The following is a 19,545-nucleotide window of genomic DNA, read 5'->3' as shown; positions in this document are numbered from 1 at the left end:
AGCTTGCTCCCGCCCGGCTGCACAGCCGTCGTAATGAGCCTGATGCGATTGGTCAGAACATCGCTGTGAATGGTTTGGGGCCGCTCCGCAGCCCAGCGGGAGCAAGCTCCCTCGCCACAATTCCAGCCATTATCAGTCGTCGAGGGCTTTCACTGATTTGGGCGACAGCCGCAAGCTGCGCAGACTGCGTTTGACGCTCTTGAGGTGGTTGACCAGGCTCGGCCCGCGCGCCATGGCCACGCCCATCGCCAATACGTCGATCACCACCAGGTGAGCGATACGCGAGGTCAGCGGCGTGTAGATTTCAGTGTCTTCATGCACATCAATCGCAAGGTTGACGGTCGACAGCTCGGCCAACGGCGTCTGGCTCGGGCACAACGTGATCAACGAGGCGCCGCTCTCGCGCACCAGGTTAGCGGTGATCAACAAATCCTTGGAGCGCCCGGACTGGGAAATACAGATCGCCACATCGGTCGGTTTCAAGGTGACCGCAGACATCGCCTGCATGTGCGGATCGGAATACGCCGCCGCAGTCAGCAGCAAACGGAAGAATTTGTGCTGGGCATCCGCCGCCACCGCGCCCGACGCGCCAAAGCCGTAGAACTCGACGCGTTGGGCCTGGGACATCAGCGACACAGCCCTCTGCAATTCCACCGGATCGAGCTTCTCGCGAACCTCCATCAAGGTGTGCAGGGTGGTGTCGAAGATTTTCAGGCTGTAGTCCGCGACCGAATCGTCTTCATGGATCGCAAACTGACCAAAACTCGCACCTGCCGCAAGGCTCTGCGCGAGCTTGAGTTTCAAGTCCTGGAAACCGGAACAACCGATGGCGCGGCAGAAGCGCACGATGGTCGGCTCACTGATGCCCACGCTATGGGCCAGGTCGGCCATGGAGCTGTGCATCACCGCCGCCGGATCAAGCAGCACGTGGTCGGCGACCTTGAGCTCCGACTTGCGTAAGAGGTGGCGTGACTGGGCGATGTGTTGCAGCAGATTCAAAGGTCTGGACTCTTTGTTATTGGCAGGGGCCGGAGATGTAGCAAGCTTGTAGTTATACTACATGAATCGGCTTTTTGCCTGCTCAATGCGTAACTCGATGTCCCCATTCCACGCCACATACGCTTGATGTAGCACTTACAAGGGTTTTGCGTCCTCACCTAAAAGCGCCGCCAGGTCATCGGCCTCGACTGGACGGCTGATCAGGTAACCCTGCACTTCATCGCAGCGCTCGGCTTTCAAGAATTCCAGCTGCTCTGCGCGCTCCACACCTTCAGCCACCACTTTCAGCGACAAGCCATGCGCCATGGCGATGATCGCCCGGGTGATCGCTGCGTCCTCGCTGCCCTGCCCCAGACCGCGGATAAACGCCTGATCGATCTTCACGTAATCCACGGGAATGCGCTTGAGATAACTCAGGGACGAATAGCCCGTGCCGAAATCGTCGATCGCCAGTTTCACGCCCAGATCCCGCAGCTGCTGGAACGTCGCGATGATGTGCTCGACGCTGTCCAGCAACTGGCTTTCGGTGAGTTCGAGCTCCAGGTAGTGCGGCGCCAGGCCGGTTTCTTCCAGTACCTGCCGCACCAGGCTGACCAACTTGCCCTGGCGCAATTGATGCACCGACAAATTGACCGACACGCGAATCGGCTCAAGCCCCTGCCGTTGCCATTCGCAGGCCTGCCAACAGGCTTGGCGCAACACGAACTCGCCGATCGGACCGATCAGCCCGGTTTCCTCCGCCAGACCGATAAATTCAGCGGGCGGCACACGCCCCATGGTCGGATGATCCCAGCGCACCAACGCTTCGGCAGCGTTCAGGCGCCCGGTGGCGAGGCAAAGTTTCGGCTGGTAATAGACTTGCAGCTGCTTCTCTTCGATCGCTTTGCGCAGCTGATTTTCAAGCTGCAATCGCTCAAGGGTGCTGGCTTGCAAGCTCTCGGTGTAGAACTGGAAGTTGTTGCCGCCCAAGTGTTTGGCGTGCTGCATGGCAATGTTCGACTGGCTGACCAGCGCGGAAATTTCCCTGGCGGTGTCCGGCAACATGCTGATGCCCATCGAGGCGCTGACCACCAGTTCATGGCCATCGACGGTGATCGGCAAACGCAGTTTGGTCGACAACCGGGTCGCCACGCGCGCCAGGCTCGACAGGTTGCCGTAGGCATCGAATATCACCGCAAATTCGTCACCGGAAAGCCGCGCGATGGTGTCCGCCTCGGGCAATGCGTTGACCAGCCGCCGGGCCATTTTCTGCAGCAACTGGTCAGCGACTTCATGGCCAAGGCTGTCATTGAGCAGCTTGAAACGATCCAGGTTGATATGCAGCAGCGCCAGGCTGCGACGCCCGCCCTGACGCACTCGCTGATGCGCTTCGCGCAGCCGTTCACGGAACAGCGAACGGTTGGCCAGGCCCGTGAGTTCATCGTAATGGGTCAGATAGCGCATGCGCTCTTCGGATTCCCGTCGAGCGGACAGATCGGCGAAGAAGCCGACAATATGGCTCACCTTTCCCCGAGCATCCCGAACAGCGTTGAGTTGCAGCCACTGTGGATAGAGCTCGCCGTTTTTGCGGGTTTCCACCAGCTCGCCCTGCCACGTGCCGTGCTGTTCCAGCGCATGATGGATCGCGCCGTAGTGCCTGCGCGCATCGCGGCTGCACGGCAACTCGACGACGTTGCGCCCGATCATGTCGTCGATGTCGTAGCCGGTGACCCGGCTGAAAGCCTGATTGACCGCGATCAGCGCGTAATTGGGGTCGAAAATCACGATGCCTTCGCTGGCCGCCTCAAACACCGTCGCCGCCAGTTGGCGCTGTTCTTCCTGGCCCTTGCTCGCGCTGATGTCGCGGCGGGTGCCGACCATGCGGATCACCCGACCATTTTCGCTGCGCTCGACCGCTCGTCCACGGTCCTCGATCCAGACCCAGTGACCGTCGCCGTGCCGCACCCGGTATTCGATCTGGTAATCCTCGCTGCGGCCTTTCAAATGCTCGACCAGGGCACGACGCAGCGACGGCAAGTCTTCGGGATGAAGGCGAGGCTTGAGGTGGCTGAGCATCGCGGTGACGAATTCCGGTTCCAGGCCGAACAACTCTTGAAGTTGGGTGTGATGGACTTCGTCAGTTTGCAGGTTCCAGTCCCACAGCCCGAGTTCACTGGCCTTCAACGCCAGCGCCAGTCGCGCTTCGCTCTTGCTCAGGGCCTGGTTGGCCGCGTCCAGTTCGAGGCTGCGCTGGGCGACCCGGTTTTCCAGCTCGACCTGGGCTTCGCGCAACTTGTCTTCGGCGCACCGGCGATGATCAATCTCTTTGGCCAACTCGTGATTGAGCTGGTCGCCGCAGCTCTGCGCCTGCTGCAGATGCTCGATCAGGGCCTGATTCTGAAAGCGCCGTAGCAAGCCGCTGTCGATCAACCTGTTGACCTGCCAGGCCACCACGCTCAACGCGCCCAATAAAATCAGCCCGAACCAGCCCCAACCCTGGCCTTGTTCATCTCCACCCCAGAAGAGATAGGCGATGGCCGGCAACAGGCAGGGCAAGGTAAATGACAGGAATGCCGGCAGGCTGACCGCATACGCAACGCTGGCCGACAGGGCGGCGGCGCCGATCAGGCCGAATACCCAGGCTTGCTGCATGAAATTATCAGCGGGAACCAGAGCGATGCCGGCACCGGCCAGGGTCAGGCCTGTCATGGCGGAGCCCAGCAGGAACATGCGACGCCAGACCGGATGGGCCTGGCGATTGGGAATGGCCGAATCGAAGGCCGCGACTTGAATCACCCGCAGGGCCACCAGCGATAGAAGCCAGATCAGCCAGACGCTGACGATGAAGTAGCGCTGCGGACTCCAGAGCAGTGCGGCACAGACCAGCCCGTTGATCAGCATGAACAGCGTAGGCAGCAGCGAGCCTTGGTAGAGCAGGCGCGTGCGCTCGACCGCCATTTCCATGGCGTACTGTTTGCGGATAACCCGGGGCTCCACAGAAGGGCCCGACAGGTCGGAGCTGAGGGTCATAGGCAATGTTCTTGTTCTTATAATGGTGAGCATGAGCCCGAAACGTGGACGGAGCATACACAAGCCGATGCCCTTACCAAACTGCCCCGGATCATAAAATCGACAAAATTTCAGCCCCCCGCCGCCGCCTCAAAACCCTTGGAGCGAGCCCCGCCAACGCTTGCAGCCAGTGACTGACCGGTCGTCATTCGTGCTTCTTTCATCGGCTAATGCAAAGCTCGGTTTGCCCGGTGTGACGGCGCACCCTAGAATGCCCCGATGCGCGATGATCTCTCCCTTCTGCTGAACTCCCTCAACGATGCCCAACGCCAGGCCGTAGCTGCCTCCGTGGGTCGTCAGTTGGTCCTGGCCGGTGCTGGTTCCGGTAAAACCCGAGTGCTAGTGCACCGTATCGCCTGGTTGATCCAGGTCGAGAACGCCTCGCCCCACTCGATCCTGTCGGTGACCTTCACCAATAAGGCCGCTGCCGAGATGCGTCATCGCATCGAGCAGCTGATGGGTATCAACCCGGCCGGCATGTGGGTCGGCACCTTCCACGGCCTGGCGCACCGCTTGCTGCGGGCGCACTGGCAGGAAGCCGGCCTGAGCCAGACCTTCCAGATTCTCGACAGCGACGACCAGCAACGGCTGGTCAAGCGGGTGATCCGCGAGCTGGGGCTGGACGAGCAACGCTGGCCGGCCCGCCAGGCTCAGTGGTTTATCAACGGGCAGAAAGACGAAGGTCTGCGCCCACAACACATTCAAGCCAGCGGCGACCTGTTCCTGGCCACCATGCGCAGCATTTATGAGGCCTACGAGGCCGCTTGCTTGCGCGCCGGTGTTATCGACTTCTCCGAATTGCTGCTGCGTGCCCTCGACCTGTGGCGCGATCACCCGGGCCTGCTGGCTCATTACCAGAAGCGCTTCCGGCACATTCTGGTGGACGAGTTCCAGGACACCAACGCCGTTCAGTACGCCTGGTTGCGTCTGCTGGCCAAGGGCGGCGACAGTTTGATGGTGGTGGGCGACGACGATCAGTCGATCTACGGCTGGCGTGGCGCGAAAATCGAGAACATTTATCAGTATTCCGACGATTTCCCGGATGCCGAGACCATTCGTCTGGAGCAAAACTACCGCTCCACTGCCGGGATTCTCAAGGCTGCCAACGCCCTGATCGCCAACAACACCGGGCGCATGGGTAAAGAACTGTGGACCGATGGCGGCGAAGGCGAAGCGATCAATCTGTACGCCGCGTTCAACGAGCACGATGAAGCACGCTACGTGGTGGAAACCATCGAAAGTGCGCTGAAAACCGGCTTGGCCCGTAGCGATATCGCGATTTTGTACCGATCCAACGCCCAATCGCGCGTTTTGGAAGAAGCGTTACTGCGCGAGCGCATTCCGTACCGCATCTATGGTGGGCAGCGCTTCTTCGAGCGCGCCGAAATCAAGAACGCCATGGCCTACCTGCGTTTGCTGGAAGGTCGCGGCAACGATGCGGCGCTGGAGCGGGTCATCAACGTTCCGGCCCGTGGCATCGGCGAGAAAACCGTTGAAGCGATTCGCGACCATGCGCGCCACAGTGACGTATCGATGTGGGAAGCCATGCGCTTGCTGGTCGCCAATAAAGGCCTGACCGGGCGTGCCGCTGGCGCGCTCGGCGCATTTATCGAGCTGATCGAGAACCTTGCCGCCAAGTGCATGGAAATGCCGCTGCACCTGATGACCCAGACGGTTATCGAACAGTCGGGGCTGATTGCCTACCACGAAGCGGAAAAAGGCGAGAAAGGCCAGGCCCGGGTAGAGAACCTTGAGGAACTGGTCAGCGCCGCGCGCAACTTCGAAAACGCTGAAGAAGATGAAGACCTGACGCCATTGGCGGCGTTCCTCGGCCACGCGTCGCTGGAGGCCGGTGATACCCAGGCCGACGAGCACGAAGACAGCATTCAGCTGATGACCTTGCACAGCGCCAAGGGCCTGGAATTCCCTTACGTGTTCCTCGTGGGCATGGAAGAAGGCCTGTTCCCGCACAAGATGAGCCTGGAAGAGCCGGGGCGTCTTGAAGAGGAGCGCCGTCTGGCTTACGTCGGCATTACACGGGCGATGCAGAACCTGGTGATGACCTACGCGGAAACCCGACGCCTGTACGGCAGCGAGACCTACAACAAGGTGTCGCGTTTCGTGCGTGAAGTGCCGAAAGGCCTGATCCAGGAGGTGCGGCTGTCCAACAGCGTCAGCCGTCCGTTCGGCGGTGGTCAGCAACAGAGCTCCAGCAGCCTGTTTGGCGGCAGCGAGATTCCGGACACCGGGTTCAGCCTCGGTCAGGCCGTGCGGCATTCGGTGTTTGGCGACGGCGTGATCCTCAACTTTGAGGGCGCCGGAGCCCAGGCCCGGGTGCAGGTGAACTTCAGCGAAGGCAGCAAGTGGCTGATGCTCGGTTACGCCAAGCTGGAAGCTATTTAGGCGCCCATGATCGTTCCCACGCTCGGCGTGGGAATGCATCCCGTGACGCTCCGCGTCACAGTGGACGCAGAGCGTCCATGGCGGCGTTACCGCGCAGAGCGTGGGAACGATCTATCTGCGCCGCGCCCGCTACGGGCATTCCTACAGAACTTATCTCCTCGTCCTACAGACCAAAGTTAACAGGCCCGATTGCGCTGACCGAAGCTGAACGCAACCTGTCAGGCAAAAGCCCGAAACACTCTGCCGCTAGCCAGTAACACTTCAGCTGTGCAACATGGCGCGCGTGCCATCCACAAATGGGAATTCCCTTTATGAAACGTTTTCTTAGCATCGCCATGGCGTTGTGCATCGGCCTGACGATGAGCCTCGACGCCAACGCCAAGCGCTTTGGTGGCGGCAAGAGCTCCGGCGCTGCGCCGACTCACCAGACCAGCCAAATGGCTCCTTCTTCTGCCGCCGGTGGTGCTGCCGCCACTGCGGGCGCGGCCGGTGCCGCAGGCGCTGCCGCCAAGGCTGGCGGAGCTTCGCGCTGGCTCGGCCCTCTGGCCGGCATCGCTGCCGGTGGCCTGCTGGCCTCCATGTTCATGGGCGACGGCTTCCAGGGCATGCAGATCTTCGACATCCTGATCATGGCTGTCATTGCGTTCCTGATCTTCCGCTTCATCGCCGCTCGTCGTCGCAAGCAACAGGAGCATCTGGCTCCAGCTGGCGCGCCGATGCAACGTGAAGTGTTCGAGCAGAAGCCAGCCGGCATGGGTTCGATCTTCGGCGGCTCGGCGGCACCTGCTGCCGCTCGTCCGGTAATCAACGCGCCAGCCTGGTTCAATGAACAGAACTTCATTGAAGCGGCCCGCAACCACTTCCAGTCCCTGCAGCAACACTGGGACTCCAACGAAATGGACAAGATCGCCGAGTTCGTGACCCCGCAATTGCTGGAGTTCCTCAAGCGTGAACGTGCCGACCTCGGCGAAGGTTTCCAGTCCACCTACATTGATAACCTCAATGTTCAACTGGACGGCGTGGATGATCGTGCCGACAAGACCATCGCCACCCTGACCTTTACCGGTGTGTCGAAGACTTCGCGTTTCGACCAGGGCGAAGTGTTCAGCGAAAGCTGGAACATGGAACGTCCGCAGGGCGAAAACCAGCCTTGGCTGGTGGCCGGTATCCGCCAGAACGGCTGATCCCCTCCGCGTTACGCATGCTGTAATAGAAACCCCGGCCTCGGCCGGGGTTTTCTATTTCGCAGTTGCATCTGTAGCGAGCTACTGTATAAACCGCCCCAACTAAACCGCGCCATCAAGCAAGAGGATCCCGGACGTGGAAGAAATCATCGAACAACTGCGTGAAGCCAACGAACCGGTACCGGTCCCCTTGGAGTTGCCTGACGAAGACCAGATCGTGGAAATCGAGGAACAACTGTTCATCGACATTCCCTTCGTCTTCAGAGAGTTTTTGCTGACTGTCAGCGACGTTGTCTACGGCAGCCTGGAGCCGGTGACCGTCACCGACCCGCAATCCCACACCTACCTGCCAGACGTTGCTGCCAACGCCTGGGATGCGGGTGTTGATCGCAGCATGATCCCGATCTGCCAGGACGGCGACAATTACTACTTGGTCGAAGAAGACGGCACCGTGGTGCTGTGGTTGGCCGAAGAAGAGCTGGTCGCCGAAGAAACCTGGGAATCGGTGTGGCACTGGGCGCGGGACGTCTGGCTGGAAAGCTGAGTCGTCTGACGCACCGCGTGGTCAATGCCCGGACGACTCCTTGTGGTTGTCCAGTGTTTCGAGCAACGCCACCTGCATCCGCGTGTGCACGCGGATGAACCAGCGCCAGAGCAGTGCTGCCACCCCGGCGGCCACCACGACGATCAGTACCAGCAACTTGTTGGTCGGCAAAATACTGGCCGACAAGGCTGCCAGCAGCAGGAAGATCACCAGCAGCGAGAGGATCGGGATCACTTCGGCGATTACCCGGCGCACTCGCTGCGTGTGGCGCCCAGCCATCTCCGGCTTCACGCCCATCTCCGCCAACAGCATCGACAGCGCCTTGAGCTTACGATAAGCGGCGATCAGAAACGGCAGCGACAACAGCAACGCCCCGCCCCAGATCAACGCTTTCTGCCAGCTCGGATCGCTGATCCACGCTTGCAGGTACACGGACATGCGTTCGGCGAAATACGCGCCGGAAAAAAAGATCGCAATCACCAGCGCCAGATTGACCCCGACCTGCAACAGAATCCGCCGGATCATCGACGCCAGCAGCGCGCCCTCGCCCTGAGGCTGAATGCTGCGCAGCCACTCGCCGTACATCCCCAACACTCGCGCCAGCCGCTGCGGCATCACCGCAGCAAGCTTGATCGACAGCGGATCAGCCGCGCGGATCAGATACGGCGTCAGCAACGTGGTAATCACCGAGACTGCCACGGCGACCGGGTAGAGGAAGTTGCTGGTGACCTGCAGCGTCATGCCCAGCGCAGCGATGATGAAGGAGAATTCGCCAATCTGCGAAAGCCCCATCCCCACGCGCAGTGAGGTGCGTCCGTCATTGCCGGCGATAAAGGCCCCGAGGCCGCAGGAAAGCATTTTGCCGAGCACAACGGCCACGGTAATCACTGCGATTGGCCAGGCGTATTGCAGCAGGATCATCGGATCGAGCATCAACCCGATCGCCACAAAGAAGATTGCACTGAACAGGTCGCGAACCGGCTCGATCAAGCGCTCGATCTTCAGCAATTGCCGTGACTCGGCCATGATCGCCCCAATCAGGAACGCGCCCAGGACCATGCTGTATTCAAGCTTGACCACCAGCAGGCAGAAGCCGAAACACAGGCCCAGCACAGTGATCAGCAGCATTTCATTGCTTTCGAACTTCGCCACATAGGCCAGTAAACGCGGCACCAGCAAGATGCCAATGACCAGTGCCACGATCATGAACAGCGAGAGCTTGCCCACTGTGGAAAACACTTCGCCGGAACTGACCGTACCGCTGACCGCGATGCTCGACAGCAAGGCAATGATGCCGATACCGAGGATGTCCTCGACAATCAGCACACCGAAGATCAGCTGGGCAAAGCGCTCGTTCTTCATCTTCAGGTCGTTGAGCGCCTTGACGATGATGGTGGTTGAGGAAATCGCCAGGATCGCGCCGAGGAACAGCGAATCCATGGTGTTCCAGTCAAACCATTGGCCGATTTCGTAGCCGATCCAGATCATCAGCACGATTTCGAGGAACGCCGCGATGAATGCCGTGGCACCGACCTTGAACAGCTTGCGCAGGCTGAACTCCAGGCCCAGGCAGAACATCAGGAAAATCACCCCGAGTTCCGCGAGGGTCTTGATGGTTTCTTCGTCGTGGATCAGGCCGAACGGCGGCGTGTGCGGACCGATGATGAACCCGGCGACGATATAACCCAGCACCACCGGCTGTTTGAAGCGGTGGAACAGCACCGTCACCACCCCTGCGACCAACATGATCACTGCCAGATCCTGAATAAAACTGATGGCATGCATGGTGTCGGGCTCCTTGAGGTGGACGTCCGGAGGTTAACACCGCGACTTCCGCCAGAAAGGCGGTGCAATATATGGAAACAGATCGATCCGGCGTGACGGCGAGCAGCCGCCCGGCGTCCCGATAACTGTGGTTTGAAAAAAACCGACCAGGCACCCGCAGAGGTGCCGCCCTTCCGCCATTCTGCCTTGACCCGTGAGAACGCTATGGAACCCGGAAACGCCCAGCTGTCGATGACGGTATTGATGACCCCTGACATGGCCAACTTCTCTGGCAATGTTCACGGCGGTACCCTGCTCAAATACCTCGACGAAGTGGCCTACGCCTGCGCCAGCCGTTACGCCGGCCGCTACGTGGTGACCTTGTCGGTGGACCAGGTGATTTTCCGCGAGCCGATTCATGTCGGCGAACTGGTGACCTTCCTGGCCTCGGTCAATTACACGGGCAACACTTCCATGGAAGTGGGCATAAAGGTGGTGACCGAAAACATCCGTGAGCGCTCGGTGCGCCACACCAACAGCTGCTTCTTCACCATGGTGGCAGTGGATGACGACCGCAAACCGGCTGCCGTACCGCCGCTGCAACCGCAGAACAGCGAAGACAAGCGCCGCTTCATGCAGGCTCAGCAACGTCGGCAGATTCGTCAGGAACTGGAAAAGCGGTATCAGGAAATCAAGGGCGATGCCTGACGTGTTCAGGCTTTAGATCGCTTTCGCGGGCAAGTCTTGCCCGCGAAGCTTTTAAAGGCTGATCGCGGTTGCTTCGAACTTCACCCGCGGATGCGCAATCCGGTCCTGCGCCCGCACCAGTTCCAGCTCATAGCTGGCACACGCCTGGGTTTCCAGCAGCACTTCATGCACCGCCGCCGCCGTGAACTCGAAGGCCGCCAACAGGCTATCGCCTAACAGCACACGCGCCAGGAACAGCCCCGACGTCAAGTCACCAACACCCACCGGCTGACGCGGAAACGCCAGCAGCGGACGACGCAGGTGCCAGCTGCCTTCCGCCGTTACCAACAACATCTCGAAGCCATCCGCCGGCTTGCCGGGATAGTCCAGATGCTTGACCAACACCGCTTTAGGACCGCGCGCCAACAGGGCGCGTGCCATCGCCAGGCAATCGAACAGCGACTGCGGCTTGCGCCCCGAGAAGCTGTCCAGTTCCAATTGGTTCGGGCACATGAAGTCCGCCACCGAAGCCGCCTCTTCCAGCAGGAAATCGCTGACTTCGGCCGGCACGCTGCAGCCCTTCTCCGGATGGCCCATTACCGGGTCGCACAAATACAGCGCCTTGGGGTTCATCGACTTGATCCGCGCCACACCCGTCAGGATCGCCCGGCCCTGAGCCGCACTGCCGAGGTAACCGGACAGCACCGCATCGCAATTGCCCAGCTCGCCAATCGCCGCGATCCCTTCAACCAGATCGGGGATCTGGTGCGGTGCCAGCACCTCACCGGTCCACTGGCCGTATTGCGTGTGATTGGAGAACTGCACGGTGTTGAGCGGCCAGACATTCACCCCGACCCGCTGCATCGGGAAAACCGCGGCGCTGTTGCCAGCGTGGCCGAACACCACGTGGGACTGGATGGCGAGCAGATGGGGCGTACGTTTCATGCGGTGAGTTCCGTAAAACGATTGAAATTCGAGCCGCGCAGTATGCGACGAAACACGGCCTGTACGACAGACCGGCGACGCAGTTAAGCTGGCACTATCTTGTTGGAGCAATTTGCTGATGCTGACCCTCGGAAATATCTTCGTGCTGATGCTGCTCGCCACTGGCGGCGCATGGCTGTGGCACAACCACGGCTTGCGCGAGCGCGCGCTGGAAAGGGTCAAGCTGCATTGCACCAAGCTCGGGATCGAGTTGCTGGACGGTAACGTGGCGCTGAAAAAGATCGCGTTCATCAAAGACGCCAACGACCGGCGGCGCCTGGCTCGTGTGTATAACTTCGAGTTCACCGTGACCGGCGAAACCCGCCACAACGGCACCATCACCCAGTTCGGCGCCCACAGCGCGCAGATCGAACTGGCGCCTTACCCAATGCCGTTCGACGACACGCCTGCTGTGGTCGACGTGGAGAAGCCTCGCGCGGAAGTGATCGAGCTGAGCCAGTGGCGGCAAGAGCACACCAAGTGGCGTCCTTAACCGGTCCGACAGTCGGCCAACGCTTTTTGCAGTGAAGCCACTTCCTGCGGCTCACCGAAAATCAATTCGATCCTCGAATCCTGGCGCCATTCGCTCGGCTGCCATTCCAACGGCGAGTTATCCAGCGCATTCGCTGATACCCAACCGTCGACGCTGTGGATAACCAGCTTCGCCCGCCGCCAGGCAAAGCTTTCAAGCCACTGGCCAACGCGAGCCGCATCGAAGGTCTGAGTCGGATGCCACCGCCAACCGACGCTCCAGCCGCCGTCCTGCGCCTGACTCAAGCAAATCGGCAGCGCAGGATCGGTCCAGATGGCCGGCATCTGCGCCAATCCCTTGGGCACGATAAAGTTATCCACACCCGCCTCCGCCTGAACGCCAAGGCCCGGTAATTCGTTCAACGGCAGGCGCGCTTGCTGCGTCCAGTACAAAGGACGAGCAGGCAGCTGCGCGGCGATTCGCTGGCGATCATTGACGTCGAGACCTTCCGCCTTGTTCAGCACCAACAAACCGGCACTGCTCAACGCCTCCTGTTGAGCCTCGGGCAATGGTTTGCCAGCGGCGAGCGCCTGGGCATCCAAAACCAGTACACAAGGTTGTACCGCCAGTACGCCTTGCCACGGCGCTTCACTCAATTGCTTGAGCAACTGCGCCGGGTGGCCCAACCCTGATGGCTCGATGAACAGCCGATCCGGCCGCGCCTTGCGCAGCAACCGCCCGAGGCCGATCTGAAACGGTGCACCATTCACGCAACACAAACAGCCCCCGGCCACTTCCCCCAGTGCGATACCATCGGCGTCCCGGGTCAGCAGCGCGGCATCGAGGCCGATCTGGCCGAACTCATTGATCAGCACCGCCCAGCGCTCGCTCGCTGGCCGCTGCGCCAGCAGGTGCTTGATCAAACTGGTCTTGCCCGCGCCCAATGGGCCGGCAATGACGTGAGTGGGAATGTTCTGCAACATGGTCGATGTTTTCTGAGGAGGTAATGGATGCGGTTGATGGAATTGTCGTTGCTGTTGGCGCTCTGTTCCGGTGAGGCGCTGGCCCAGGCTTGCGTGGTACATAGCACAGCCGAGCGACTTGACGTGAAAGTCTGCCAGCAGAACCGCAACATCCCGCAAAAGCTCTTCGCCGACGGATTCTGCCAGCCGAACCTTCCCGGGCAGAAAGTCGACGTGCAATACGTCGACCAATGTCCCACGGGCGCGTTCGGCGTGTGCAGCAACGCCCAAGTCGCCAATATGCCTTACCGACAGGATATTCACTATTACGGCGTAGCCACCGATGCGGCGTATCTGAAGCCGTTTTGCGAAGGCCAGAGCCAGGGCAACTGGCTCAAGCCTTAGGCCAGCCAATCCAGGGTCAGGATCAAACGGCGTTCGCCCGACGCGGGTTGCGGCGAACGGTGGATCAGGCCGAATCCTTCGTTGCCGTGCCATTTCTCGCCTTTCAGCAGTGCCACTTCACCGCTGACGATCTGCTCGATCAGCGAATGCTTCGTGGGCTCGGCACCAGGCTGGCCCAGTTGCCGGCGATCCATCACCCCTTCTTTCAGCCACTGACTGCCAGCTCCGGAATACGTCGTGATTAACCGCACCGGCACATGATCGACGTGAAAACGCGGGCACATGGCCTTCTCCAGAACACGCACGCGCAGGCCGATGCGCTTGGCGTCCAACAGACAAGCGAATGCGCTGACCAGCCAGGACACGTCGGCAATGAAACCGGCATAGCCTTCGAGATCGCGGAAACCGGATGCCAATTCATGCAGATCGGGTTCGGTGTCTTCGTTGGGTAGTTCCAGGACCAGCGACTCGGCCAGTGGCTCGTTCAGGGACAGCAACAAGCACCCGAAATCACTGATGTGCGCCGGGAGCTGGCGCTGCCAGATCGCCAGATTTACCCCGTCTTCAAGAATTCGGGTCAGGGTTTGCGGCGTTTCACCTTGAACCTGATGAACGACCGGCCGCAGCTTCAGACTGGGCGCCAGCATCAGGCGGCAACCTCTTCGTCCCAAGGGCCGAACGGATCTGACAGCAAACGCCAGCCTTCGATACCCAAGGCCATTTCATCATCGCTCAGCAGGCAATTATCGAGTTCGGCGGTGAGTTGCGCAAAGTCGATGTTCTGGCCGATAAACACCAACTCCTGACGGCAATCGCCGGTGGCTGCCGTCCAGTTTTCCATGATCCCGGCCATGCTCTCTTCGTCCTGCGGCCACTGGGTTTTCGGCACGAAGCGCCACCAGCGCCCGGCGAAACCATGGCGCATCAAGCCGCCGGCCTGGGACCAGCTACCCGCGTCCATATGCTTGCTGGCCAGCCAGAAAAAGCCTTTGGAGCGCAACAGTTTGCCGTTCACCCACGGTCGATCGATGAAGCTGAAAAAACGTTGCGGATGAAACGGTCGGCGAGCTCGGTAAGCCGTCGAGGCGATGCCGTACTCCTCGGTTTCCGGCACGTGTTCGCCGCGTAACTCCTGCAGCCAGCCTGGCGCTTGAGCCGCCTTTTCAAAGTCGAAACGCCCGGTGTTGAGGATTTCCTTCAGGGGGACTTCACCCATGACCATCGGGATGATGTGCGCCTGAGCGTTGAGGCGTTCAAGAATCGCGATCAGCTCCTCACGTTCGTGGCGACTGATCAAATCGATCTTGCTGATGAGGATCACGTCGGCGAATTCGATCTGCTCGATCAGCAGGTCGGTGATCGAGCGCTCGTCCTCCTCGCCCAATGTTTCACCACGGGAAGCGAGGCTTTCGGCCGCCTGATAGTCGAGCAGGAAGTTCATGCCATCGACCACCGTGACCATGGTGTCGAGCCGCGCGATGTCGGCCAGGCTCTGCCCCTCTTCATCCCGAAAAGTGAACGTTTCGGCCACGGGCAATGGCTCGGAGATACCGGTGGATTCGATCAACAGGTAATCGAAACGCCCCTCCCTGGCGAGCTTGCTGACTTCTTCGAGCAGGTCTTCGCGCAAGGTGCAGCAAATGCAGCCATTGCTCATCTCCACGAGTTTTTCTTCGGCACGATTCAGGCTGACATCGCGCTGGACTTCGCTGCCATCGATGTTGATCTCGCTCATATCGTTGACGATTACCGCGACTCGCAGGTTCTCGCGATTACGCAACACGTAATTGAGCAGCGTGCTTTTACCGGCGCCGAGAAAGCCGGACAGGACGGTCACGGGGAGACGATTGGGCATCAGGATTTCCTCACAGAGATGCCCGATCGCAGTGTCGGGCTGATTTCAATGTTATAGTATAACAATGCAATCAAGCCAGTCTGCTCTTGTCCTTCACGATAAAGGGTACGATGCTGAAACCCGCCCACGCCGTGAGAATTCCCATGCGCATTGCCCTGAAATCAGCGCTGGTTACCTTTTCGCTGTTGCTCGCCATAGACGCCCGGGCTCAGATCCCGAACCTGGCCACATGCACCCGAAGCGCCAATCTGCTCGCCTGCGTGGATGCCAATGGCAATGCCTATAGCGTCAACACCGTTGGCAGCACGATCTACTTGCGCGGTTTCGAAAGGGTAGGCAAACGCTATTGGGCGCAGACCAACAGCCGTTACGGTCAGCTCACGTTTTTCACCGGCATCGCCTCCGACGGCGAAGCCTGGGTCGGTTACAACCGGCGAGTCGGCTGGACTACGATCAACCGCTTCTCCAGCTCAGGCGGCAGTAGCGCCAGGTTCACCTGTAGCAGGATCAGCGGCTGCTAGGCCTGCGCTTTTTTCTGTTGCTGTTGCCAGGCGATGTAGCTGTCGAGCGGCGGGTTCTTCTGAAAATAGCGCTGCAATCCTTCGAATAATCCATCAGCCACAGCCTGCTGATGGCGGGCGGTTACCAGTCGCTGACTGTCGCGGGCGTTGGATATGAAGCCGGTTTCCACCAGGATCGATGGCACGTCCGGCGACTTCAGCACCGCGAATCCCGCTTGTTCCACACGCTTCTGATGCAGCGAGGTGATGGCCGCCAGACTGCCGAGCACGGTGCTGCCCAGCTGCAAGCTCGCGGCGATAGTGGCATTCATCGACATGTCGAGAATCACCCCGGCGAGCATTGGGTCCTTGTCCTTGAGATTGAGCAGACTGGTGGCGCCCAACAAGTCCGCGCCGTTCTCCCTCTGCGCCATGAAACGCGCCGTGGCCGAGGTGGCGCCGCCCTCCGACAAGCAATACACCGACGCGCCTGAAGCGGTGAGACGCGGCGCCGCGTCCGCATGCACCGAGATGAAGATATCGGCGTTGTGCTTGCGGGCAATCTCGACACGTTTACGCAGCGGAACGAAGAAGTCGTCGTTTCGCACCAGCTTCACGTCGAAGCCCTTCTCGCGTTTCAACCGCTTGGCCAATAGCTGGGCGATGGACAGGACGACGTCTTTCTCTCGCTCCCCTTTGGCGCCCACTGCACCGGGGTCTTTGCCGCCGTGACCGGGGTCGACCACCACGATGACGTCGCGCCTGGGGTGAGCCTTGTCGACCCTCGCCTGGGTCGCCTCGACGATGTTGAGCGGCGCTGATGGCTTCAGATCGAGGACCAGCCGGTCGCCTTGGCCATCCTGCGGCGGCAGCAGAAAGCTGTTGAGCTGAACCGGGCCGCTGAGGTCGAGGACGATCCGCGTATCGCCCTGACCAAAACGCCCGGACCGGATCGAACGAATGACCGTATTGCCAAGCGCCAGTTGGCTGAAGTCACCGCTGAGGCTGGCACCACGCAGGTCAACAATCAGCCGCTCGGGAGTGCTTAGCGAGAAGGTTTTGTACTGCACCGGCCCGCTCAAATCGAACACCAGACGCAGCTTGTCATCCGATCGCCAGAGCCGCGCGTTGCGAATCTGCGTAGCCGAAACACCAAAGGGCAACGCGAAGGCCGCGCAGGCCAGCATCCAGTTGAGCAAGTGACGTCGGTGCATGTTGGAAGCCGCTCGTGAAAAAGGCATGGCCGATTTCAATGTAATAACATAACATATGGAACCCCACTCCTACGACGGACCTGCTCATGAATGCGCTGACTCTGCCGGATATCGCCGCGCAGGCTTCACGCCAAGCCCTGCCACTCGACTGGGTGGGCATGTGCGGCATCGCTCTTCCTGTGTTGTTCGATGGCCAACGGCTTAGCGCAAAGGTGGACGCCGGCGTGAGCCTCGATGATGGAGAAGCGCGCGGTATTCACATGTCCCGGCTGTATTTAGCGCTGGAAGCACTTGAGCAGGAAAACCTGACGCCCGCCCTATTGCGGCGAGCTCTTCAACGTTTTCTCGACAGTCATGAAGGGCTGTCCCACGGCGCTTACTTAAAAATTGATGCGGATTTACTGCTCAAAAGGCCGGCGTTGATCAGTCCGCTGGCCGGCTGGAAAACCTATCCAGTGAGCATCGAAGCGCGTTTGAAAAACGCGATGTTCCACGTGGAACTAAAAATCGATGTTCCATACTCCTCGACCTGTCCGTGTTCAGCCGCACTTGCCCGGCAGTTGATTCAGCAACAATTCGTCGACGACTTCGCCAACAAGTCGCTGCAACACGCTGATGTATTAGCGTGGCTTGGTTCTACCAAAGGCATCGTTGCGACACCGCACAGCCAACGCAGCAACGCACGTTTACAGCTGCGGCTGGACGACTACCTGGATGACCTGCCGCTGATTGCACTCATCAATGACGCCGAAGCGGCACTCGGCACCGCCGTACAAACCGCGGTGAAGCGTGCCGATGAACAAGCCTTCGCCCTGGCCAATGGGCAAAACCTGATGTTCTGCGAGGACGCCGCTCGCCGATTGAATCTGGCCTTGAAACGCTCTCCCGGTATCAACGCTTTCCACATACGCGTCGTCCACGCCGAAAGCCTTCATGCCCACGATGCCGTTGCCGAAAGCCGATGGAACTGGGTAACCGCATGATCCGTTGTCAGGCATTGCGCTGGGGGGCGCCCGGTCAACCGCTTACGCCCCCTGTGGATTTTGAATTGCCCGAAGGCAGTCTGACTGCCGTGATCGGCGCCAATGGCTCGGGTAAAAGCAGTCTGCTGAAAGTCATCGCGGGGCTGCAAAAACCCTTGGCCGGAAAAGTCAGCCTCGCTATTCCACGCAAGGGATCGCTTTCCTTCCTCCCTCAACAGCAGCACCTGGACAGGCAATTCCCCATCAGCCTTCAGGAGTTGGTAGCCGCTGGTTTCTGGGGCAGCAAGCAATCGCCAGAGATACGCCACCAACGTATCAAAGCCGTGCTGGAAGACTGGTGCCTGACGGGATTGGAACAGCGCCCGTTGATGGCCCTTTCCGGCGGCGAATTGCAGCGCGCCCTGCTCGCTCGCTTGAGTCTTGCCGAAGCGCCTTTGCTGTTACTCGATGAACCCCACGCCGCGCTCGATGAGCTGGGCCAGTCGCTGCTCTGGAAACACCTTCATAACTGGCACGCCGAAGGTCGAACCCTGGTGGTCGTGTGTCATGACTTGGCCGCCGTTCGCCAACACATTCCTCAAAGCCTGCTGATCAAAAGCAGCGGCTGCATCCTCGGACCCAGTACCGAACTGATCCGCCAACCACCGCAAGCGCAGGTGGCCTGATGCTCGCTGCCGCTCAGCTTTGGCAACCGTTCCACGAGTTTGTATTCATGCGCCGGGCACTCTTGGGCGGATTGGTCTTGGCTTGCAGCACTGCGCCGTTGGGCGTGTTTCTGATCCTTCGCCGGATGAGCCTGATCGGCGACGCGGTGGCTCACGGCATCCTGCCGGGTGCAGCGCTCGGTTTCTGGTTCGCCGGCTTGAGCCTCCCGGCACTGACCATTGGCGGACTTGGTGCAGGCCTGAGCATGGCCGGACTCGCCGCATGGATCACCCGCCGAACGGGGTTGCGCGAAGACGCGAGCCTCGCTGCGATCTATCCGATTTCCCTTGCCAGCGGCGTGCTGATCCTCGGCATTGCCGGCAAACGCCTGGACCTGCTTCACCTGCTGTTCGGCTCCGCGCTGGCGGTCGATGGGCCGACGCTGACCGGCATGCTGTGGGTCTCCGGGTTCAGCCTGATCGCCATGGCGCTGATCTACCGACCCTTGCTGCTGGACACCCTCGACCCGCTTTTCCTGCAAACCGTCAGCCGTCTTGGCCCGCTGGCTCACGGCGTATTCCTGACCCTGGTGGTACTGAATCTGGTGATCGGCTTCCAGGCCATCGGTGCCTTGATGGTGGTCGGTTTAATGATGTTGCCGGCCGCCGCGTCGCGGTTCTGGAGTCGCCGTTTACCCATGTTGATAGCGATTGCCGCCCTGCTCGGCTGCCTCTCGGTATGGCTCGGCTTATTGCTGTCGTTCTATTACTCGCTGCCCAGCGGCCCGGCGATCGTGCTGGTAGCGGGCGGTATGTATGCGCTGTCCGTGGTGTTCGGTCCGGTGCACGGTTTGCTGCGCCGCCCACCTTTGCTCACATCCCAATGAGGTTCTTTCC

At 60.3% G+C, this 19,545-nt stretch carries 18 protein-coding genes; 10 read left to right on the top strand and 8 right to left on the bottom strand.

Annotation, left to right across the window (positions count from 1 at the left end; translation table 11 throughout):
- Positions 1-132: 132 nt before the first annotated feature.
- On the bottom strand, positions 133-999 hold the full coding sequence (hexR, locus tag AC1ROI_RS05675; RefSeq protein ID WP_008027445.1) for a transcriptional regulator HexR: 867 nt from the start codon (positions 997-999) through the stop codon (positions 133-135).
- Positions 1,000-1,134: 135 nt separating this feature from the next.
- Positions 1,135-4,008: an EAL domain-containing protein gene (locus AC1ROI_RS05670; RefSeq protein WP_010465376.1), complete on the bottom strand. Its 2,874-nt coding sequence runs from the start codon at positions 4,006-4,008 to the stop codon at positions 1,135-1,137.
- 258 nt (positions 4,009-4,266) lie between these two features.
- On the opposite strand from AC1ROI_RS05670, the gene uvrD reads away from it, so the two are divergent.
- The 3 genes from uvrD to AC1ROI_RS05655 all read left to right on the top strand — a co-directional run bounded on the left by uvrD (position 4,267) and on the right by AC1ROI_RS05655 (position 8,178).
- Positions 4,267-6,450, top strand: a complete 2,184-nt coding sequence (gene uvrD, locus AC1ROI_RS05665) for a DNA helicase II (protein ID WP_010465377.1) — start codon at positions 4,267-4,269, stop codon at positions 6,448-6,450.
- 311 nt (positions 6,451-6,761) lie between these two features.
- Entirely contained in the window at positions 6,762-7,634 is an 873-nt protein-coding gene (locus tag AC1ROI_RS05660; RefSeq protein ID WP_010465378.1) for a Tim44 domain-containing protein, read from the top strand.
- A 136-nt stretch (positions 7,635-7,770) separates the two neighbouring features.
- Positions 7,771-8,178, top strand: coding sequence for an SMI1/KNR4 family protein (locus tag AC1ROI_RS05655; RefSeq protein WP_010465379.1), 408 nt, complete (start codon positions 7,771-7,773; stop codon positions 8,176-8,178).
- 21 nt (positions 8,179-8,199) lie between these two features.
- On the opposite strand, the gene AC1ROI_RS05650 is transcribed toward AC1ROI_RS05655, so the two are convergent.
- Entirely contained in the window at positions 8,200-9,963 is a 1,764-nt protein-coding gene (locus AC1ROI_RS05650; protein ID WP_010465380.1) for a cation:proton antiporter, read from the bottom strand.
- 204 nt (positions 9,964-10,167) lie between these two features.
- Here AC1ROI_RS05650 and AC1ROI_RS05645 point away from each other — a divergent pair, with 204 nt between their 5' ends.
- Positions 10,168-10,650, top strand: a complete 483-nt coding sequence (locus AC1ROI_RS05645; RefSeq protein WP_010465381.1) for an acyl-CoA thioesterase — start codon at positions 10,168-10,170, stop codon at positions 10,648-10,650.
- A gap of 51 nt (positions 10,651-10,701) precedes the next feature.
- Here AC1ROI_RS05645 and pdxY read toward each other — a convergent pair whose 3' ends face one another.
- The gene (gene pdxY / locus AC1ROI_RS05640) at positions 10,702-11,574 is read right to left on the bottom strand and encodes a pyridoxal kinase PdxY (RefSeq protein ID WP_010465382.1); all 873 of its coding nucleotides are present in this window, start codon (positions 11,572-11,574) and stop codon (positions 10,702-10,704) included.
- Between the two features lie 118 nt (positions 11,575-11,692).
- On the opposite strand from pdxY, the gene AC1ROI_RS05635 reads away from it, so the two are divergent.
- Positions 11,693-12,106, top strand: a complete 414-nt coding sequence (locus AC1ROI_RS05635) for a DUF3301 domain-containing protein (protein WP_010465383.1) — start codon at positions 11,693-11,695, stop codon at positions 12,104-12,106.
- On the opposite strand, the gene AC1ROI_RS05630 is transcribed toward AC1ROI_RS05635, so the two are convergent.
- On the bottom strand, positions 12,103-13,068 hold the full coding sequence (locus tag AC1ROI_RS05630; protein WP_102594429.1) for a CobW family GTP-binding protein: 966 nt from the start codon (positions 13,066-13,068) through the stop codon (positions 12,103-12,105). The genes AC1ROI_RS05635 and AC1ROI_RS05630 overlap by 4 nt on opposite strands.
- A gap of 27 nt (positions 13,069-13,095) precedes the next feature.
- Here AC1ROI_RS05630 and AC1ROI_RS05625 point away from each other — a divergent pair, with 27 nt between their 5' ends.
- Positions 13,096-13,452, top strand: a complete 357-nt coding sequence (locus tag AC1ROI_RS05625) for a hypothetical protein (protein WP_010465385.1) — start codon at positions 13,096-13,098, stop codon at positions 13,450-13,452.
- On the opposite strand, the gene AC1ROI_RS05620 is transcribed toward AC1ROI_RS05625, so the two are convergent.
- Both AC1ROI_RS05620 and zigA read right to left on the bottom strand, forming a co-directional pair.
- A complete protein-coding gene (locus AC1ROI_RS05620; RefSeq protein ID WP_102594430.1) occupies positions 13,449-14,099 on the bottom strand; it encodes a DUF1826 domain-containing protein in 651 nt (216 codons plus the stop codon). The genes AC1ROI_RS05625 and AC1ROI_RS05620 overlap by 4 nt on opposite strands.
- Positions 14,099-15,307, bottom strand: a complete 1,209-nt coding sequence (gene zigA, locus AC1ROI_RS05615; RefSeq protein ID WP_102594431.1) for a zinc metallochaperone GTPase ZigA — start codon at positions 15,305-15,307, stop codon at positions 14,099-14,101. Before zigA ends, AC1ROI_RS05620 begins: the two co-directional genes overlap by 1 nt.
- Before the next feature lie 143 nt (positions 15,308-15,450).
- On the opposite strand from zigA, the gene AC1ROI_RS05610 reads away from it, so the two are divergent.
- Entirely contained in the window at positions 15,451-15,828 is a 378-nt protein-coding gene (locus tag AC1ROI_RS05610; RefSeq protein ID WP_083375424.1) for a glutamine synthetase, read from the top strand.
- Here AC1ROI_RS05610 and AC1ROI_RS05605 read toward each other — a convergent pair.
- Complete coding sequence (locus AC1ROI_RS05605; RefSeq protein ID WP_083375423.1) at positions 15,825-17,021, bottom strand: N-acetylmuramoyl-L-alanine amidase; 1,197 nt, start codon at positions 17,019-17,021, stop codon at positions 15,825-15,827. The genes AC1ROI_RS05610 and AC1ROI_RS05605 overlap by 4 nt on opposite strands.
- Positions 17,022-17,107: 86 nt before the next feature.
- Here AC1ROI_RS05605 and folE2 point away from each other — a divergent pair, with 86 nt between their 5' ends.
- Genes folE2 through AC1ROI_RS05590 form a run of 3 tightly spaced genes read left to right on the top strand, consistent with a single transcriptional unit; the run spans position 17,108 to position 19,535 of the window.
- Positions 17,108-18,004 (top strand): GTP cyclohydrolase FolE2, encoded by an 897-nt coding sequence (gene folE2 / locus AC1ROI_RS05600; RefSeq protein WP_010465390.1) that lies wholly within the window; start codon positions 17,108-17,110, stop codon positions 18,002-18,004.
- On the top strand, positions 18,001-18,669 hold the full coding sequence (locus AC1ROI_RS05595) for a metal ABC transporter ATP-binding protein (RefSeq protein WP_102594432.1): 669 nt from the start codon (positions 18,001-18,003) through the stop codon (positions 18,667-18,669). The genes folE2 and AC1ROI_RS05595 overlap by 4 nt, the downstream gene beginning before the upstream one ends.
- Positions 18,669-19,535: a metal ABC transporter permease gene (locus AC1ROI_RS05590; protein WP_102594433.1), complete on the top strand. Its 867-nt coding sequence runs from the start codon at positions 18,669-18,671 to the stop codon at positions 19,533-19,535. The genes AC1ROI_RS05595 and AC1ROI_RS05590 overlap by 1 nt, the downstream gene beginning before the upstream one ends.
- Positions 19,536-19,545: the final 10 nt, after the last annotated feature.

This window comes from Pseudomonas sp. GW823-FHT02C02, assembly GCF_058797635.1.
This window is presented reverse-complemented; position numbering and strand designations above follow the sequence as displayed.

Excerpts from the sequence above, each read along its gene's own strand:
- AC1ROI_RS05660 (WP_010465378.1), top strand. The coding sequence starts at position 6,762 with ATGAAACGTTTTCTTAGCATCGCCATGGCGTTGTGCATCGGCCTGACG.
- AC1ROI_RS05630 (WP_102594429.1), bottom strand. The coding sequence starts at position 13,068 with ATGTTGCAGAACATTCCCACTCACGTCATTGCCGGCCCATTGGGCGCG.
- zigA (WP_102594431.1), bottom strand. The coding sequence starts at position 15,307 with ATGCCCAATCGTCTCCCCGTGACCGTCCTGTCCGGCTTTCTCGGCGCC.
- folE2 (WP_010465390.1), top strand. The coding sequence starts at position 17,108 with ATGAATGCGCTGACTCTGCCGGATATCGCCGCGCAGGCTTCACGCCAA.
- AC1ROI_RS05650 (WP_010465380.1), bottom strand. The coding sequence starts at position 9,963 with ATGCATGCCATCAGTTTTATTCAGGATCTGGCAGTGATCATGTTGGTC.
- AC1ROI_RS05595 (WP_102594432.1), top strand. The coding sequence starts at position 18,001 with ATGATCCGTTGTCAGGCATTGCGCTGGGGGGCGCCCGGTCAACCGCTT.
- AC1ROI_RS05590 (WP_102594433.1), top strand. The coding sequence starts at position 18,669 with ATGCTCGCTGCCGCTCAGCTTTGGCAACCGTTCCACGAGTTTGTATTC.
- AC1ROI_RS05620 (WP_102594430.1), bottom strand. The coding sequence starts at position 14,099 with ATGCTGGCGCCCAGTCTGAAGCTGCGGCCGGTCGTTCATCAGGTTCAA.
- AC1ROI_RS05670 (WP_010465376.1), bottom strand. The coding sequence starts at position 4,008 with ATGACCCTCAGCTCCGACCTGTCGGGCCCTTCTGTGGAGCCCCGGGTT.
- AC1ROI_RS05635 (WP_010465383.1), top strand. The coding sequence starts at position 11,693 with ATGCTGACCCTCGGAAATATCTTCGTGCTGATGCTGCTCGCCACTGGC.
- uvrD (WP_010465377.1), top strand. The coding sequence starts at position 4,267 with ATGCGCGATGATCTCTCCCTTCTGCTGAACTCCCTCAACGATGCCCAA.
- pdxY (WP_010465382.1), bottom strand. The coding sequence starts at position 11,574 with ATGAAACGTACGCCCCATCTGCTCGCCATCCAGTCCCACGTGGTGTTC.
- AC1ROI_RS05610 (WP_083375424.1), top strand. The coding sequence starts at position 15,451 with ATGCGCATTGCCCTGAAATCAGCGCTGGTTACCTTTTCGCTGTTGCTC.
- AC1ROI_RS05625 (WP_010465385.1), top strand. The coding sequence starts at position 13,096 with ATGCGGTTGATGGAATTGTCGTTGCTGTTGGCGCTCTGTTCCGGTGAG.
- AC1ROI_RS05645 (WP_010465381.1), top strand. The coding sequence starts at position 10,168 with ATGGAACCCGGAAACGCCCAGCTGTCGATGACGGTATTGATGACCCCT.
- AC1ROI_RS05605 (WP_083375423.1), bottom strand. The coding sequence starts at position 17,021 with ATGCACCGACGTCACTTGCTCAACTGGATGCTGGCCTGCGCGGCCTTC.